Origin of the sequence: Dethiothermospora halolimnae (genome assembly GCF_037577855.1) — a bacterium.
Classification (GTDB): domain Bacteria; phylum Bacillota; class Clostridia; order Tissierellales; family VENL01; genus Dethiothermospora; species Dethiothermospora halolimnae.
Window position 1 is genome coordinate 1 of the sequence record NZ_JBAKFX010000028.1, and the last position, 16,500, is coordinate 16,500.

The window sequence follows — 16,500 nt, forward strand, 5'->3', positions numbered from 1 at the left end:
TGCTAAACTACGGGTATAGGTTTAAAACCTCCCAGGAGGGATACGTCTATCCTCTATTCAAGAGATATTATATTATGAATTAGCAAGTTAGACCACCTTGCTAGAAATTTGATAGATAATAAAAAAATAAGATAAGTTTTGTATTAAAAGGTTATTTAAGAATATGAATATTGAAGTTATTTTTAGTGAGAATGTTCGGTAGAAAAGAACTTTATTTTCTATCAAATGTTCTAACTATATTATACGAGGAGGGATTTATTTTTATGGATTTAAAAGATGTATTCAGAAACAGAAGATCAGTAAGGGCTTTCAAAGATGCTGAAGTGCCAGAAGATATAATTGAAGAATTAATAGAAAATGCTGGTTTGGCACCTGAAACTGATACATGTAATTATTATTTTGGAATTATTCGTGATAAGGAGACAAAGAAACAGTTAGGGGAAGCCACACATTGGGCCAATTGGATAAGTGAAGCACCTGTAGTAATTGCATGCTGTGGTTCCATAGCATGGGACATAGGAGAGCAAGATGACGATGATTATGGAGTCATAGGAAATAAACTTCGCTATGGTGAAGAGATAGTTGAATTTTTGAGAAATAATAACAATAGAAAGGCAAGTAAAGCATTATTAATGAGTTCACCTGTGTATATACCAGCACATCACATAATACTGACAGCAGTAGCAAATGGGCTAAAGGGTTGTCTTGTTGATTTTATGGACATGGATAAAGTAGATGAAATATTAGGACTGCCAGAAGAGGTAACATGTCAGGTATTAGTACCAATAGGTTACCCTAATGAAGAACCAAAAGCGAGAGAACCATTTGATATGAAGAAGAAAGTATTTAAAGACAGGTGGTAATATAGTTATAGGACAAAATCTCGTTTACATATATATTATCAAGAGGTGATGTCCTTGGATAAAATAGTTTATACTGGGGAATTCACAGAAGAAGAAATAATAGAGGAAATCAATAAATTATTAAATAAATTTTTACATGAAATGGACGATAAAAAGAAAAATTGGGTTGATGATCCTTCATCAACCCAATAGTTTTAGGGATAAATAAGTCATAGTAAATCTGAATAAATTACTTAATCTTGTAAAACACTTAAGAGGAAAAGAAGATTTATAAAACAGAGGAGGCAAGGCTAAGTGAGTAAAATATTATATATTAAAGCCAATTCAAAACCAAAGGGTCAATCAAGAACATTTAAAATCTCTGATAGTTTTATTGACAAGTATAGGGAAGAAAATCCACAGGATGAAGTTATAACTTTAGACTTATATCAAGAAGGGATAAAATCATTAACTGAAGAGGATATAGGAGTTGTGTTTGGACCTAAAAATGAAGAAAGTAAAAACCATCCTATTCTTAAATATGCTTATCAGTTTGCCGATGTGGATAAGTATGTAATTGCAGAGCCCATGTGGAATCTAAGTGTTCCTGCTATATTAAAGGCGTATATTGACTATATTTGTGTTGTTGGGATAACATTTAAATACACAGATAAAGGTCCAGTGGGTTTATGTGAAAATAAAAAGGCAATAAATATTACATCAAGGGGTGGAATATATGATATAGAGCCAAATTCAAACTTTGAGATGGGAGATAGATATTTAAGGACAATATTTGGATTTTTAGGAATTACTGATTTTACAACTATATCTGCAGACGGATTAGATATGGCAAGTAATGATATTGAAGATATATTAAAAAGAACGATAGAGGAAGCAGAAAATACAGCAAAGCAGTTTTAGTAAAAGGTAATTAGCAAGTATAAAAAATAGCTTATATAATAGTTTTTACCTGTATAAGCTATTTTTACCCTGATATACTTCTAGTATAAACTCAAGAGGTCCAGAAAAATTGTGTGTAATATCTAAATGGGGGAAGAGAGGTGAAATTCAAGGATAATTGTTCATTAATTAGTGGAGATATTATTCACTTAAGAAGCATAAGTATCCTTGTAATATACAAATGAATGGGAAATATTTTAAAATATTATTAATAGTACTACTATTAATAATATTAACTCAAAGGGTAATAATACATATGACTTTTAAAAATACAAAAAATATTATTCAGGTTATAAATAATGACGAAATCTCAAAAGAAAATATAGATATAACAGAAAAAGATGAAAGCATAAGAGCCAGGTTTAGTGGTAAATCTATTTATTCAATAACTCCTGATGATAAAAATTGGAATAAACTTACAACTAAAGAAGAAAAGGTTAAAGCATGTAGAATTCCAAGTGATACTTTAAAAGAGATGAATACAAATGAATTGATTAAAGCTGTGATAGAGTTCCCTTTAATTGTAAACCTTCACTTGCATAACACTCCTGAAGAGGGGCTAAAAGCTTTACAGAAAGAGTCAGATGCTTTTAAAGAACTCCTTAAGAGAACAGATGCAGGTGAAAAACTATCTAATATACTGAATAATAAAACAAATATTAAATATTTTCAAGAAATTGATACGTTCGATATAGAGACGTTGAAAATACTACAAACTAGATTTAACTAGGACTAAGGGATTCGGAAAAAAATAATAAGTCAGTATGCTAGTCTATTTTGCATCATACTGCGTCGGCAGAACATGCTTATAGTCCACTATCAACGAATTCTGCCTCCTTGTCTGATACAAAATATCCGTCGCATCTTTGACTTATTATTTTCTTCCCAACACCTAAAACTTAAGTCCTAGTTTTTTTATAGTGAAAAGTTAACATTATCCATTAATTCTTCTAATAAGGACTTTTCCTTAAAATTATCTAACGGGATTTTAAAGTATCATTAGCAAGTTTACTATATTGTAAAAGAACATATTCATTTTTATCATTTTTTTTGACAATTGACTTTATATTACTTAAAACAGCCTCTTGTCCATCATAATAAGTAATGTAATTGGTCACATATATAGTATAGGTATCATCTTCAATTTTCTTTATTCTGTTAATAAAACTGGAATAAGTTTCACCTGAACCTCCTTGATAAAAATCATCATTTATTTTGTAATAACCATCTTTGTAGGTAATATTATATTTTGCAAGATTATGGTGTTGGTCAATTTGCTTGTTAAAAAATTTTTTCAGTGTTTTATTTACATAGGTATCATTCATAAAATATATATCTTCAATGGTTTCATCTTGATTAAATATAAAGTTATATCTAATGGAAAAGTAGATTAAATTTTCATTAGAAGTACTATTTTTTTCAAAGGATTTAAGACCTACATAAGTAATATCTGAAAAAAATTTATTTAATCTTTCATATTCTGAGTGTTTTAATTTGTTTATGTCTATGGAACCTCCTTCATCTTCAATATCCTTAGAAGTTATACTATTATTTACAATTGTTTCTTTATTTTTTTTATCAGATATAGTTTCAGAACAACCAATAATAGGCAATACAATCATAAAGATAATAAAAATAAATATGTATTTATTTTTCATAAAAGACCTCCTATAATTTTCAAAAAAATTATTTTGTTACTTCATTATTGTATTCAGTAATCGACTAATGGTCAACAGTTATTCAAATTAATGTAAAAGTGTTTTTCCCATATTTAACATAGGAAAAGAAAGTAAATAGTTTTAAAAACGGATTACCACTTATAGATTAGAAAATATTTGAAATAAGTGATATAATTTTGTTATAGATAAGATATAGCATAACGAATATATGACAAAGGGGTTATATAATGAAAATAAGGAAAAGTAATATTACCATTTTTATCGGCACAGCGATATTTATTATTACATTTTTACCATTTTTACCTTCAGGTATTATAATGTTAAACTTTCTAATTGGTGCCATAGGTATAATTGGAGCATTATTAAGTAATAAACTAGAGATCTATAGAAAAATAAAATTATTGATACTTAACACATTAGTATTTTTTAGCTTTTTCATTGCTATGTTTTTAGGATATATTGTGGCGGCATTATAATGGTGGTATCATACAAATAATGTTACATAGTCACCTTCGCCACCGGTGAAAGCTCCTGCCATCATTGCAAATTGAATATCGGTTCTAATGTTAACGTCCTTTTCTAAATCTAAACCATGTTTTTTAAGTACATATTCAAGGGTCATTTCTGGCATACCCCCAACTCTACCGCCGATTATTGTTTTGCCCTTTAACTTATCAAAGTTAAAATCTTCATCTTTTTCTCTACCAACAAGGAAAGAACCATCTTTTTGGGTTAACTGAGCAAAGTTCACAGCATGGTCTTTTTTATTCTGATTATAAACATATATCGAAGCTTCAGGTCCCATAAAGCCTATATCGGCTTGACCACTGATTAGGGCAGTCATTGACTTATCTGCTCCTTTACCATTTGTTAGTTCAATCTTAAGCCCCTCTTCTTCAAAGAACCCCTGGGTTATTGCAACATATTGTGGTGCATAGAAAACAGAGTGGGTAACTTCAACTAGCTTTATTGTCTCTAAATTGTCATCTTTACAACCTGTAAATAATATACTTGTTAACAATGACACTAATAAAATAATTGATAGTAACTTTATTTTCTTCATTTTTAAGCCTCCTTAAAATTTAAATATATAAATATTTATATAATCTTATTATATTCTAGGTATAAAGAATAGTTACATTGCATATATAAATAAGTTATTACCTATAGTTTTATTAGGATGGCTAGATTAGAAACTTAAAAAATAAAAAGGAATATATGATGATTTGTAGAATAGTAAGGAATGTAGGATAATTGTTGTACATATGGATAATATAAACTAAAGTAATATATTGGACGAGCAAAAAATTTACAAAGGAGTGTATTATGAACATACCAAATATATTAACAACTATTAGATTTTTTTTAATTCCCGCATTTATAATTGTATTTTATTCATCCATTGAAAATAGCTTACTTTATGCCACATATATATTTGTATTAGCAGGTATAACCGATGTTTTAGATGGTTATATAGCTAGGAAATATGATATGGTCACAAAATACGGTACTGTATTAGACCCATTGGCAGATAAGCTTATGCAGATCGCTGCCCTTATTTGTTTTACAAGTGAAGGATATATTCCAATATGGGTGATAATAGTGATAGGGCTTAAAGAAATAACGATGATATTAGGAGGTCTACTGCTATACTTTAAGGAAAATAAAACTGTAATTCCCGCCAATAAATTTGGTAAAATGGCCACAATATCATTTTATGTAGCTATTTTAGCAGTTGCATTTGATTTTAATTATATAATAAATTATATATTGATAACTATAACGGTTATTATTATGCTTATAGCCTTTATAAAGTATTTAATAGGGTTTAAAAGGGTTAAAATGGTAAATAATAATAAAGAGTGTGTTGACAAATAGTATTTTATAGTTTAATATATAATAAACAATTTTATATAATAATAGGCTATGAAAGAGAGGAGTAAGTAAATATCTTATACAGAGAATGGGGTACATTGGGCTGAAATACTCCATATAGGCAATGTTTACCGAAGGTAGCTCTAGAGCTTCTAAGTTGAAAGGTAAGTAGACTTAGACGGAATATCCGTTAGATGATTAAGTGCTAGATTTTTGTCTAGAATTTAAGGTGGTACCGCGAAACAACCCCTTCGTCCTTATTAATTAGGATGAAGGGGTTTATTAGTTGTTAGGGGATTCATAGTCACCCAACATATTAAAAAAAGGAAGTGATAAAATGTTCACTGCAGGTGCTATTATGTTCCTTATAAGTGGGCTTATAGTCTTTGGTTCTGATAGACTTTTTAAAAAAGGAAAAATATCTTCACTAAAAACATTATTAATAGTTAAAAGCTCCGGTCTTCTTGTGGCTATAGTGGCCGTGTTAGTTATGTTTTATGGAAAAAGATAGACTATTTAAAATAGAGGAGGAAAAAGAATGGAAAATAATTTGTCAAAAACATACAATCCAAAAGAGTTTGAAGATAGACTTTATGATTATTGGAATGAAAATGGGTATTTTAAAGCAGAAGTAAATGAAGAAAAGGAGCCATTTACAATAATGATGCCTCCACCAAATGTTACAGGAAATCTTCATATGGGGCATGCCCTTAATGGAACTATACAGGATATACTTATTAGATGGAAGAGAATGGCAGGCTATGAAGCACTATGGCTTCCTGGAATGGACCATGCCAGTATATCAACTGAAGCTAGGGTAGTTGCTAAAATAAAGTCAGAGGGAAGTAGTAAACAGGAGTTGGGAAGAGAGAAATTTTTAGAAAAGGCTTGGGAATGGACAGAAGAATATGGTGGGAATATTAGAAATCAATTAACTAAGCTAGGAGTTTCCTGTGATTGGTCAAAAGAAAGATTTACATTAGATGAAGGATTAAGTAAAGCTGTAGAAAAAGTATTTATAAAGTTATATGAAAAGGGACTTATATATAGGGGAAATAGGATTATAAACTGGTGCCCTAGTTGTAAAACTGCATTATCCGATGCAGAGGTTGAACATGAGGAGTCTAAAGGGAAACTATGGCATATAAGATATCCAGTTAAGGATAGTGATGAATACATTGTTATAGCAACCACTAGACCAGAAACCATGTTAGGCGATGTTGCAGTTGCAGTTCACCCTGAAGATGAAAAGTATAAAGAGTTAGTTGGGAAATCCCTTATTCTACCCCTTGTGGATAGGGAGATACCTATTGTGGCGGATGAATATGTTGAGATGGAGTTTGGTACAGGTGCGGTTAAGATAACTCCAGCCCATGACCCAAATGACTTTGAAGTGGGACTTAGACATGATTTAGAACAACTTAAAATCATGGATGATGATGCTAAAATAAATGAACATGGTGGAAAGTATAAAGGTCTTGAGAGATATGAGGCTAGAAAACAAATTATAAGGGACTTAGAGGAACAGGGATTTTTAGTTGAAATAGAGGAACATGATCATAATGTTGGACATTGTGAGAGATGTAGTACAACCGTTGAACCTATTATTTCTAAACAATGGTTTGTGGCAATGGAGAAATTAGCGAAGCCTGCAATAGATGCATATAAAAATGGAGACTTAAAATTCGTTCCCGATAGATTTGGAAAAATATATTTAAATTGGCTTGAAAATATTAGAGATTGGTGTATATCAAGACAATTATGGTGGGGTCATAGATTACCTGTTTATCATTGTCAGGACTGTGATGAGATAATAGTTTCAGATGAAGAACCTAAAAAATGTAGTAAGTGTAATAGTGAAAATATAAAGCAAGATCCAGATACCCTAGATACTTGGTTCTCATCTGCTCTATGGCCTTTTTCAACTTTAGGATGGCCAGAAGAAACGGAAGAGCTAAAATATTTCTATCCAACAGATGTATTAGTAACGGGATATGATATCATATTCTTCTGGGTAGTTAGAATGGTATTTTCGGGTATAGAAAATATGGGAGAGATTCCATTTGAAGATGTATTTATAACAGGACTAGTAAGGGATCCCCAAGGGAGAAAAATGAGTAAGTCCCTTGGCAATGGTGTAGATCCCCTTGAAATAATAGAAAAATACGGTTCCGATGCATTGAGGTTTATGTTAATAACAGGTAATACTCCTGGAAATGATATGAGATTCCATATAGAAAAAGTGGAATCAAGCAGAAACTTTGCCAATAAATTGTGGAATGCTACTAGATTTGTTATAATGAACCTAGAAGAAGACATAATTGGTAAAGAAGATGCAAAGATTAGATTTAAAGAAGAGGATAAATGGGTGCTATCTAGGATTAACAATGTAACTAAAGAAGTTACAGAAAATCTTAATAAATATGAGCTTGGTATAGCTGCTCAAAAAATATATGACTTTACATGGAATGAATATTGCGACTGGTATATAGAAATGGTTAAACCGAGATTATATGGAGAAGATGAAGAGGATAAAAATACAGCTAGATATGTTCTAATAACAGTATTAAAGGATATATTAAAACTGCTTCATCCATTTATGCCTTTTATTACCGAGGAAATATGGCAGCATCTTCCACAAACTGATGGAAGTCTAATGGTGTCAGAGTGGCCTAAATATAGGGATGAAAACAACTATAAAGAGTCTGAGGAAAATATAGACTTTGTTATGGAAGCAGTAAGAAATATTAGAAACATTAGGGCAGAAATGAATGTTATACCTTCTAAAAAAGCAAAATGTATATTCGTTACTCAAAATGATAGGGTAAAGGATATTTTAAATGTTGGAGAAGAGTATTTTAAAACATTGGCTTCAGCATCAGATATAGAAGTTAGGGAAACAAAGGAAGGTATTGGAGAAGATGCTATGTCTGCTGTGGTGGAAAATTGTGAAATATTCTTGCCATTAGAGGAATTAGTAGATATAGACAAGGAAATTGAAAGACTTGAAAAAGAAAAGAAAAAACTAGAAGGAGAGCTTAAGAGGGTAAAGGGTAAGCTATCAAATGCAGGCTTTGTAAATAAAGCACCAGAGCATGTTGTAAATGAAGAGAAGGAAAAACAAGTTAAGTACCAACAAATGATGGATAAGGTTTTAGAAAGGTTGGAGAACTTGAAATCAAAGTAGTAGCATGAGTTGGGGGATTACGAATCCCCCAACAACTTTCAAGGTGGGATTACGAATCCCCCAACAACTTTCGAGCTGGGATTACGAATCCCCCAACAACTTTCAAGCTGGGATTACGAATTCTTCAACAACTTTCAAGTTGGGATTACGAATCCTTTAATAACTTTAAATTGAATAAAAGATTATGAATATTACAATGACTGTAAAGGTAGCTTGGAATTAACTCCAAGCTACCTTTACAAAAAGCAACAGACAGTGGATAGTGGACAATTGATAATGCACAGTTAAGATGCAAATCATCTAAAGCGGGTTTGAAATATAATATTTTATGAACATAGTGAATAAAATCACTGTAACTATCAATTGTCAATTGCCAACTGTCAACTATATAAAGGGGGACATACTATGAGGTTAAAAAGAAAGGTACCTATCATTACAATAGCTATCTTCATTATCTTTATGTTAGCTATTAGTTCAATGCATATTTGGACAAATCTTAAACTGTTAAAGAGGCGACCATCGCCGGACTGGAGTGGAGAGTTCACCGTAGGAGATTATAATACAACATATAAGAGGACTATAATAAAAGAGATAGATAATGATAAATTTATTTTAGTGTACTTTACAGATGAAGATAGTGAGAAGCTAAATATAGCAAAGGTAGATAAAAAACTTAAAGTATTAGATAAATATAACGTGGAATTAGATGGATTAAGTTATCATAGGATTTTTTCCAGTGAATACTACTTAAAAGATAAAGATTTTTATTGGAGAGATTATAAGGATAATTCTTTATACAAGGGAAGTTTTAATAATAATTATAAAAAATTATCCAATAGGGAAAAAGTGTTTGATAATATAAAACACTTTAGTTTTTATGAAAATGGAGAGGAAACCTATTTAGCATTGGCATATACCGATGGTAGTGTTGAAGTTTTAAAAAAGGAAGATGCTGGATTTGTAAAACTAGATAGTCCTAAGAATCTAAAGGGAATCGTAAAGGTTGGACTAGAAAAGTTTAATGATACCATATATCTTCAGGCCATTGAAAATGAAAGTAGAAGATCCTCAGATATAAAGCGAATATATGTAAGTGAATACAAGGAAAAAAGCTGGTCAAATCCAATACTAATGGATGAAGTTATGGAAGTTAAGGCGGGATTGAAGGATGCCCAAATAGGTATCGATGGAAACTACGTATATAATATTAGTACGGTTGAACAAAATGGAGTGAATACATATATATATAATCTATCATCATATGATAAGACAACTAAGGAGCTATCAACTAAAAAGGGAATAGAAAGGGCATCTGAAATAGGAGTAGATGGATTTGCAGATGTGCCTACTCTCGTAAGTAATGATGGTGATTTAATAGTCTATACCACTGGATTAACCAATCTTGATAAAATGTCAAAAAGGGCAAATGTCATTAAACTAACTTTATCAGGAGATGATATGAAAGATGTAAAACTATTATCAAATACACTAAGATGGTCTAGTAATGTATCCTTTATAAAAACGGATAATTATAAATATGTATTTTGGACTGACCCAATGGATATAGATGATAGAACCATATTTGCTGCAAGTAATGATCCGGAACTGGTTGCTAAAGATGAAAAAATAGTTTTCGAAGACTTTAAACAGGCCCTTTATTTACAACTTCCTGTTATAATATATGCTGTATTCAATGTGTTTGGAGTTAGATTTATGTCAATTTTACCGGCATTATTATTACTAGTTGTTCTTATAATATTTAATGAAAAAATTGAAAAGCGCTTTTGGCTTGTATTTATTTTGGCAGCTATAGTTAATACAATAGTTCAAATAAACTCTATGGATTTCTTCTATGATGGTATAACCTATAGTTATATACCGGAATTTTTGAAAATCAGTTATGCTGAATATATAGTACCTATAGCTTTCACAATATTAGGCATTATCACCAGTTGGATATTAAAAAAGGAAAAACCGTTAATTTCCATAGGGGTTACCTATATCATATATTTACTGATATCTGTGATTATGCTTAATTTCCTATATGGACAATATGTATATATGAACTCTATATTTATATAAAGGAAATCTTAAGAAAAACATCGTCAAGATACGATGTTTTTCTTGTTTTATGTAAAAATTCACGGTAAAATATATTTAGTCAATAAAAGTATAAGATATAGGAGTGAGAACATGAATTACAATGAAGCTATTGAATATATACATGGAACTAAAAAATTCGGAAGTAAATTAGGCTTAGATAATATAAGACATCTATTAAAGTTAATGGGAGATCCCCATGAAGAATTAAAATTTATACATGTAGCAGGAACCAATGGAAAGGGTTCTACATCTTCATATATAACAAGTATATTAAAAGAAGCTAATTATAGAGTAGGTTTATTTACATCTCCTTATTTAGAGAAGTTTACCGAAAGGATAAGAATAAATGATGACAATATCCCTGATGGAGATTTAGCTAGAATAGTTGTTTCTGTTAAAGAAAAAGTAGAAGAAATGGTTGAGGATGGATTTAATCATCCAACGGAATTTGAAATTGTAACAGCTATAGCATTACAGTATTTTAAAGAAACTAATGTGGACTTTGTAGTGTTAGAAGTTGGACTAGGGGGGAGATATGATTCCACCAATGTTATAAACTCCACACTAGTATCGGTTATAACACCTATAGGTATGGACCATACCGATATATTGGGAGATACATTGTCTAAGATAGCATACGAAAAGGCTGGTATTATTAAAAATGATAGTTTTGTTATAAGTTATCCACAAAAAGAGGAAGCTCTAGAGGTGGTAAAATCTGTTGCTAATGAAAAAAATGCTGATCTTACCATTGTACCTATGGAGAATCTTAAGATAAAGAGCTTATCTCAAGACGGTAGTAAATTCGATTTTAAATATAATAATTATGATTTAAGGGATTTAAATGCAGGATTATTAGGAGAGCATCAAGCCTATAATGCATCTACTGCCTTAACTACAATCTTGGCTATGAGGGATAAAGGATTTGTAAATGTAACTGAAGAGGAAATAAGAAAGGGATTAGAAAACACAAAGTGGATGGGAAGACTTGAAGTGGTAAGGAGAAAACCTACATTTGTAATAGATGGTGCCCATAATGTAGAAGGCATTGAATCCCTTAGAAAGGCATTGGATAATGTATTTAAATATAATAGATTAATATTAGGGGTTGGAATGTTAGCTGACAAAGATGTTGAAAATATGATTCCTAAGTTGGTAGAGGTTGCCGATGAGGTAATAACTACTACACCTAATATATTTAGAGCTATGGAGGGAAGGGATTTAGCTAAAATAGTTAAAAAATACAATGAAAACTGTATTGCAGAGGAAAATATAGAAAAGGCTATAGAAAAGGCTATGGAGATTGCAAATGAAGATGATCTAATAGTTTTTGCAGGGTCACTATATTTGATTGGAGATGTAAGAAAAATAATCATGGCAAAATAGTTATTATTTTTCCTATGGTGAATAAACTATAATATATAACACACACTATAGGAGGAAAATAATGGATATAATAAAATTTAGACCCTACAAAAATGTAAACGATGATAGACTTATTTGGAAGATAAACAATAATATGAAAATATTAAGAAAATTATCGGAAAAAGATAATGAAGGATATAATGAAAAAAAGTTTTTGTTAAATGATATGATAATAGAGGCAAAGAAGAGGAAGATTAAACTTGACGATAAAACATTTATGAAAAATATATTAATGTAATATGGGAGAGATACTAAATTTTTTAGTATCTCTTTTTTTTGGGTAAAATAAATTTAGATATATTGACTATAATATGTATTAAGCCAAATGTGTAGAATATTAACATAGAGTAATACATATTACGAATATATAATAGTATGGTCAATGAAGTTATACATAAAATAATAAACTGAAAGGAAGTGAAAAAATGACAGAATTAACTTCAACACTTAAAGGTATAAGTGATTTTTTATGGGGTACTCCTCTACTTATACTTTTATTGGGAACTGGAATATTTTTAACTTTAAGGTTGAAAGTTATCCAGATTAGAAAGTTACCAACATCTTTTAAATATTTATTTGCCAAAGGCGGTGGTGATGGAGATATATCCCCATTTCAAGCCTTAACTACAGCTTTGGCTGCATCAATAGGAACTGGTAATATAGTAGGTGTTGCAACTGCAATAGGTGCCGGTGGTCCAGGGGCTCTTTTCTGGATGTGGATTACAGCTCTTTTAGGAATGGCAACTAAATATTCTGAGGCTGTTTTATCTATTAAATATAGGGTTAGAAGTAAGAAAGGTGAAGTTTCCGGCGGACCTATGTATTACATAGAAAAGGGTCTTAATATGAAGTGGCTTGGGGCATTATTTGCTCTATTTGCTACTATAGCATCCTTTGGTATAGGGAATATGGTTCAAGCAAACTCAATTTCAGAGGCTTTAGAAACTAGTTTTGATGTTCCTCCTTGGGCAACAGGTATAGTTATAACTATAGCCGCTGCATTGGTTATAATAGGGGGAATAAAATCCATAGGTAAAGTAACCGGGTACTTAGTACCTATTATGGCAGGAGGATATATAATAGGATGTTTTGCTATATTAATAATACAAGCAGATGCTATACCCGATGCTTTTAGTCTAATATTTAATAATGCCTTTACAGGAACGGCAGCAGTAGGTGGCTTTATAGGAGCCACTGTAAGGCAGGCAATAAAAAGTGGTGTATCTAGAGGTATATTTTCAAATGAAGCGGGTCTAGGTAGTGCTCCAATAGCTCAGGCAGCAGCTCAAACTGATTCACCTGCTAGGCAAGGATTAGTATCAATGTTAGATACTTTTATAGATACTATAATAGTATGTACATTTACTGGACTAGTAATTATAACCACTGGGGCTTGGGAAGCTGGAGTTAAAGGACCGGCCATGGTCACAAAAGCCTTTAACACAGCATTACCGGGACCAGGAGGATATATAGTTTCCTTTGGTATAATATTCTTTGCCTTTTCAACTATACTTGGATGGAGTTATTATGGTGAAAAGTGTTTAGAGTATCTAACGGGACACTGGACGGTTAAATACTATAAAATAATATTTATACTTGCAATAATGGGAGGAGCAGTGGCTAAAATAGACTTAGTTTGGGCTCTAGCCGATGTTATGAATGCATTGATGGCTGTACCTAACCTAATTGGTTTAATAGGTTTAAGTGGCATTGTAGTGGCTGAGACAAGGAAATATTGGAACGGAATTAAATGATAGAGGAAAGATGAGAGTGGAGAGATGAGAGATGGGAAAGATGCCAAAGGCATCTTTCTTATTTTTTGTATTTTATCTCTCCTCTTTCCATTCTCCCTTCTCCACTATTTTCTCGGACTTGCACTGATAATATTATATATGCATAAACTGATGTATAAGTAAATAATCTTGGATGTGATGCGATGGAAGTGATGAGATGGATATGACTGGGAGAAAACTATTGGTTGCTAACTCTGGAAGTGATTCCATAAGTATTATTGACCTTGAAGATGACTTTAAGTGCAGGACTTTTTTTCTAGACCTTTATAACAATGATAAAGTGAATAAAGTTAGTTCATTACCCTGCTTAGGGCCTCATCAAATTATTAAAAGTCAAAATAATAAAGAGTTATATTCTATTAATACTTATGATAACAGCATATATAAGGTATGTATTGATAAACAAAAAATTAAAGGTAGTTTATTTACAGGATGTTCTCCCTCCCATGGAGGATTACTAGATGAATATATCCTAATTACCAATGGAGACTCCAATTCTATATCAGTGATAGATGAAGAAGAATTTCAACTTATTGAAAATATTTCAGTGGGAGAAAAACCCCATGACATTAAAATTGATAAAAAGAATAACAAAGTTTATATAGCAAATAGTGATAGTTACTCTATAGACGTGGTAAATATATATGATAATTACCAGCATAGGATTAAGTTACCCTATAAGCCATTTCATATTATATTGAAAGAGAAAAAAATATATGTACTATGTCCACAAAATAATGGTATGACAGAAAGTGCTGTTCTTATAGTTGATAGACATAATGAAGAGATATTAAAAAAAGGATATATAAAAGGGGTAATTATGGATATGGCGATTTTAGAAGAACAGGGTTTTATGTTTATAACTAATATTGATGATGGCTATTTGTATAAGATGGATATGGCTAATATGGAAATAATAAATAAATATCATTTGTCGGGCATGCCTAATAATATTTTATGGGATGGAAATGATAAGTTATTTATAACCAATGCATTAAAAAATCAATTGGTTATATTTAATATTTTAACAGAAAGGGTAGAAAGAAATATACGGGTTGGATTAGAGCCAAATGGATTATTGTTATTATAGGGCTGGATATATCCAGCTCTATAATAATAACTAAGAATCCGATGTAAATAAATGAAATATTTTTTCGTATATACGTTGGGGGTCTTTTTTCCAGTTATCGCATATTAATTTAGCCTGTTTATTGGAAACTACGTTTAAGGATAAATTGAATAAAGTAATATCCTTTTCCACCACTTTTAAATTTACGATGAACTCACTATCATTTTTTTTAAAATAATTTGCTACTATCTGACTTTCTTTGATTAACTCTTTACGTTTTTTCTTATATCTTTTATCTATTTCGGTTTTAATCCTATCTGGTATTCTATTGATAAAATAATTAAGAGTTTCTTTTCCTAAATTTGATACTCGATAAAATTCTTTACCATCTTTGTTTGCCAATTCTATAAAATTGGAATTAACCAGTTCACTTAAATATTGTTGAACAATAAAATAATTCATATAGTTATTTTCTAAAACAAATTGAGTTATTTCTGTGTTATTCATCGGTATATCTATTTGATCTATAATATAAAGAAGTAATAACTTATGTTCAGCAAGTTCCTTTGTATTTTCAAAAATCATTTTACCACCTCTTAGCCACGAATATATTAAAATTATAACATAAAAAAAAGAGAAGTGGTAATATTACCACTTCTCTTTTTTTTATATTGGTATATCATTATTTTCCAGACATTGAATTTTCAGCTTGTTCAATTAACCTTTTAACCATATATCCCCCAACATAACCATTTTGTCTAGCAGTTAGGTTTCCCTTATCCATTGAGTCATAATTACTTAATCCTAATTCACTTGCAATTTCATTTTTCATTTGATTAAGGGCCATTCTTGCTTCAGGAACTACTAGCTTGTTATTATTTCTAGCCAATTTAATTCCTCCTCGAATGTTTTTTTCAACATCTTATTTGATGTTGTATTATTAATATAACCTTTTTTAGAGGAGATATGTTATATAAATATTGTTAATTAAAATAGTTTATAGAATAATTGCGTAAACTAGGATTTTTAATTGAGAATTGACAATGGACAGTGGACAATTGAAGTACAAATCGGCTGAAGACGATTTGTATTATAATATTTTACGAACAAAGTGAGTAAAATTACCTTTAATTATCAATTGTCAATTTTCAACTCTCAATTTAGTTAATTAGATGGGAATTCATTCTTCGGTATAATATATAAATAATTAAAATAATTGAGAGGCCGGTAACCCCTCAATTATTCTAAGTTAATTTTTTCTTAATAGGAGTCTTAACATCGCCCCTTGTTCCGTGCTTATGAACACTATTTAATTGGGCTTTCTGTGATTTTGCTTCTCTATGATAGTGTCTTTCATCATTAGTTATAGTATTAGCTGAGTATTCTACTTGATGGCCTTTTATATTTGTAAAAGTACTTTTTCTAATAGACAAAGTACATACACCCCATTTATATAAATTTTGTATAAGAGAATTACTCAATTATATTTTAACCTCAAGAGTACTAAATGATGTTGGGAATTTTTGATTTTGTATATAAAATATAATTTTTTTAACGAAAAATTTTT

Annotated in this window: 18 protein-coding genes and 1 other annotated feature; of the genes, 13 read left to right on the forward strand and 5 right to left on the reverse strand. The window is 30.6% G+C overall.

Annotation, left to right across the window (positions count from 1 at the left end; translation table 11 throughout):
* The first annotated feature begins 191 nt into the window (after positions 1-191).
* The 4 genes from V6137_RS11790 to V6137_RS11805 all read left to right on the forward strand — a co-directional run bounded on the left by V6137_RS11790 (position 192) and on the right by V6137_RS11805 (position 2,532).
* Positions 192-863 carry a nitroreductase family protein gene (locus tag V6137_RS11790; RefSeq protein ID WP_425448139.1) on the forward strand — a complete coding sequence of 224 codons (672 nt, stop codon included), beginning with the start codon at positions 192-194 and terminating at the stop codon, positions 861-863.
* Positions 864-917: 54 nt separating this feature from the next.
* Positions 918-1,055 carry a hypothetical protein gene (locus V6137_RS11795; protein ID WP_425448140.1) on the forward strand — a complete coding sequence of 46 codons (138 nt, stop codon included), beginning with the start codon at positions 918-920 and terminating at the stop codon, positions 1,053-1,055.
* A gap of 102 nt (positions 1,056-1,157) precedes the next feature.
* Positions 1,158-1,763 carry an FMN-dependent NADH-azoreductase gene (locus V6137_RS11800; protein WP_425448141.1) on the forward strand — a complete coding sequence of 202 codons (606 nt, stop codon included), beginning with the start codon at positions 1,158-1,160 and terminating at the stop codon, positions 1,761-1,763.
* Positions 1,764-1,983: 220 nt separating this feature from the next.
* Positions 1,984-2,532, forward strand: a complete 549-nt coding sequence (locus V6137_RS11805) for a hypothetical protein (protein ID WP_425448142.1) — start codon at positions 1,984-1,986, stop codon at positions 2,530-2,532.
* A gap of 247 nt (positions 2,533-2,779) precedes the next feature.
* Here the strand turns inward: V6137_RS11805 and V6137_RS11810 are convergent, their stop codons facing one another.
* A complete protein-coding gene (locus tag V6137_RS11810) occupies positions 2,780-3,460 on the reverse strand; it encodes a hypothetical protein (protein WP_425448143.1) in 681 nt (226 codons plus the stop codon).
* 248 nt (positions 3,461-3,708) lie between these two features.
* On the opposite strand from V6137_RS11810, the gene V6137_RS11815 reads away from it, so the two are divergent.
* On the forward strand, positions 3,709-3,957 hold the full coding sequence (locus V6137_RS11815) for a hypothetical protein (protein WP_425448144.1): 249 nt from the start codon (positions 3,709-3,711) through the stop codon (positions 3,955-3,957).
* A gap of 8 nt (positions 3,958-3,965) precedes the next feature.
* On the opposite strand, the gene V6137_RS11820 is transcribed toward V6137_RS11815, so the two are convergent.
* A complete protein-coding gene (locus V6137_RS11820) occupies positions 3,966-4,544 on the reverse strand; it encodes an ABC transporter substrate-binding protein (protein WP_425448145.1) in 579 nt (192 codons plus the stop codon).
* A gap of 263 nt (positions 4,545-4,807) precedes the next feature.
* On the opposite strand from V6137_RS11820, the gene pgsA reads away from it, so the two are divergent.
* The 8 genes from pgsA (at position 4,808) to V6137_RS11860 (ending at position 14,954) form a co-directional block, all read left to right on the forward strand.
* Positions 4,808-5,359, forward strand: coding sequence for a CDP-diacylglycerol--glycerol-3-phosphate 3-phosphatidyltransferase (gene pgsA / locus V6137_RS11825; protein WP_425448146.1), 552 nt, complete (start codon positions 4,808-4,810; stop codon positions 5,357-5,359).
* Between the two features lie 39 nt (positions 5,360-5,398).
* Positions 5,399-5,618: a binding site (T-box leader), on the forward strand.
* Between the two features lie 75 nt (positions 5,619-5,693).
* Positions 5,694-5,867 (forward strand): hypothetical protein, encoded by a 174-nt coding sequence (locus V6137_RS11830; RefSeq protein ID WP_425448147.1) that lies wholly within the window; start codon positions 5,694-5,696, stop codon positions 5,865-5,867.
* Between the two features lie 27 nt (positions 5,868-5,894).
* Positions 5,895-8,543 (forward strand): valine--tRNA ligase, encoded by a 2,649-nt coding sequence (locus tag V6137_RS11835; protein ID WP_425448148.1) that lies wholly within the window; start codon positions 5,895-5,897, stop codon positions 8,541-8,543.
* 405 nt (positions 8,544-8,948) lie between these two features.
* On the forward strand, positions 8,949-10,625 hold the full coding sequence (locus V6137_RS11840; RefSeq protein ID WP_425448149.1) for a hypothetical protein: 1,677 nt from the start codon (positions 8,949-8,951) through the stop codon (positions 10,623-10,625).
* 111 nt (positions 10,626-10,736) lie between these two features.
* Positions 10,737-12,032, forward strand: coding sequence for a bifunctional folylpolyglutamate synthase/dihydrofolate synthase (locus tag V6137_RS11845; protein ID WP_425448150.1), 1,296 nt, complete (start codon positions 10,737-10,739; stop codon positions 12,030-12,032).
* A 61-nt stretch (positions 12,033-12,093) separates the two neighbouring features.
* A complete protein-coding gene (locus tag V6137_RS11850; RefSeq protein WP_425448151.1) occupies positions 12,094-12,309 on the forward strand; it encodes a hypothetical protein in 216 nt (71 codons plus the stop codon).
* A gap of 187 nt (positions 12,310-12,496) precedes the next feature.
* Positions 12,497-13,825, forward strand: coding sequence for an alanine/glycine:cation symporter family protein (locus V6137_RS11855; RefSeq protein WP_425448152.1), 1,329 nt, complete (start codon positions 12,497-12,499; stop codon positions 13,823-13,825).
* A gap of 196 nt (positions 13,826-14,021) precedes the next feature.
* Entirely contained in the window at positions 14,022-14,954 is a 933-nt protein-coding gene (locus tag V6137_RS11860) for a YncE family protein (RefSeq protein WP_425448153.1), read from the forward strand.
* A 30-nt stretch (positions 14,955-14,984) separates the two neighbouring features.
* Here the strand turns inward: V6137_RS11860 and V6137_RS11865 are convergent, their stop codons facing one another.
* The 3 genes from V6137_RS11865 to V6137_RS11875 form a co-directional block, all read right to left on the reverse strand.
* Positions 14,985-15,518 carry a DUF4364 family protein gene (locus V6137_RS11865; RefSeq protein WP_425448154.1) on the reverse strand — a complete coding sequence of 178 codons (534 nt, stop codon included), beginning with the start codon at positions 15,516-15,518 and terminating at the stop codon, positions 14,985-14,987.
* A gap of 97 nt (positions 15,519-15,615) precedes the next feature.
* The gene (locus V6137_RS11870) at positions 15,616-15,822 is read right to left on the reverse strand and encodes an alpha/beta-type small acid-soluble spore protein (RefSeq protein ID WP_425448155.1); all 207 of its coding nucleotides are present in this window, start codon (positions 15,820-15,822) and stop codon (positions 15,616-15,618) included.
* A gap of 355 nt (positions 15,823-16,177) precedes the next feature.
* Positions 16,178-16,366 (reverse strand): hypothetical protein, encoded by a 189-nt coding sequence (locus V6137_RS11875; RefSeq protein ID WP_425448156.1) that lies wholly within the window; start codon positions 16,364-16,366, stop codon positions 16,178-16,180.
* Positions 16,367-16,500 lie beyond the last annotated feature (134 nt).

What these genes read in the sequence shown, in the direction of transcription:
- V6137_RS11790 (WP_425448139.1), top strand. Translation starts at nt 192, where the DNA reads ATGTTCGGTAGAAAAGAACTTTATTTTCTATCAAATGTTCTAACTATA.
- V6137_RS11805 (WP_425448142.1), top strand. Translation starts at nt 1,984, where the DNA reads ATGAATGGGAAATATTTTAAAATATTATTAATAGTACTACTATTAATA.
- V6137_RS11810 (WP_425448143.1), bottom strand. Translation starts at nt 3,460, where the DNA reads ATGAAAAATAAATACATATTTATTTTTATTATCTTTATGATTGTATTG.
- V6137_RS11815 (WP_425448144.1), top strand. Translation starts at nt 3,709, where the DNA reads ATGAAAATAAGGAAAAGTAATATTACCATTTTTATCGGCACAGCGATA.
- V6137_RS11820 (WP_425448145.1), bottom strand. Translation starts at nt 4,544, where the DNA reads ATGAAGAAAATAAAGTTACTATCAATTATTTTATTAGTGTCATTGTTA.
- pgsA (WP_425448146.1), top strand. Translation starts at nt 4,808, where the DNA reads ATGAACATACCAAATATATTAACAACTATTAGATTTTTTTTAATTCCC.
- V6137_RS11830 (WP_425448147.1), top strand. Translation starts at nt 5,694, where the DNA reads ATGTTCACTGCAGGTGCTATTATGTTCCTTATAAGTGGGCTTATAGTC.
- V6137_RS11835 (WP_425448148.1), top strand. Translation starts at nt 5,895, where the DNA reads ATGGAAAATAATTTGTCAAAAACATACAATCCAAAAGAGTTTGAAGAT.
- V6137_RS11840 (WP_425448149.1), top strand. Translation starts at nt 8,949, where the DNA reads ATGAGGTTAAAAAGAAAGGTACCTATCATTACAATAGCTATCTTCATT.
- V6137_RS11845 (WP_425448150.1), top strand. Translation starts at nt 10,737, where the DNA reads ATGAATTACAATGAAGCTATTGAATATATACATGGAACTAAAAAATTC.
- V6137_RS11850 (WP_425448151.1), top strand. Translation starts at nt 12,094, where the DNA reads ATGGATATAATAAAATTTAGACCCTACAAAAATGTAAACGATGATAGA.
- V6137_RS11855 (WP_425448152.1), top strand. Translation starts at nt 12,497, where the DNA reads ATGACAGAATTAACTTCAACACTTAAAGGTATAAGTGATTTTTTATGG.
- V6137_RS11860 (WP_425448153.1), top strand. Translation starts at nt 14,022, where the DNA reads ATGGATATGACTGGGAGAAAACTATTGGTTGCTAACTCTGGAAGTGAT.
- V6137_RS11865 (WP_425448154.1), bottom strand. Translation starts at nt 15,518, where the DNA reads ATGATTTTTGAAAATACAAAGGAACTTGCTGAACATAAGTTATTACTT.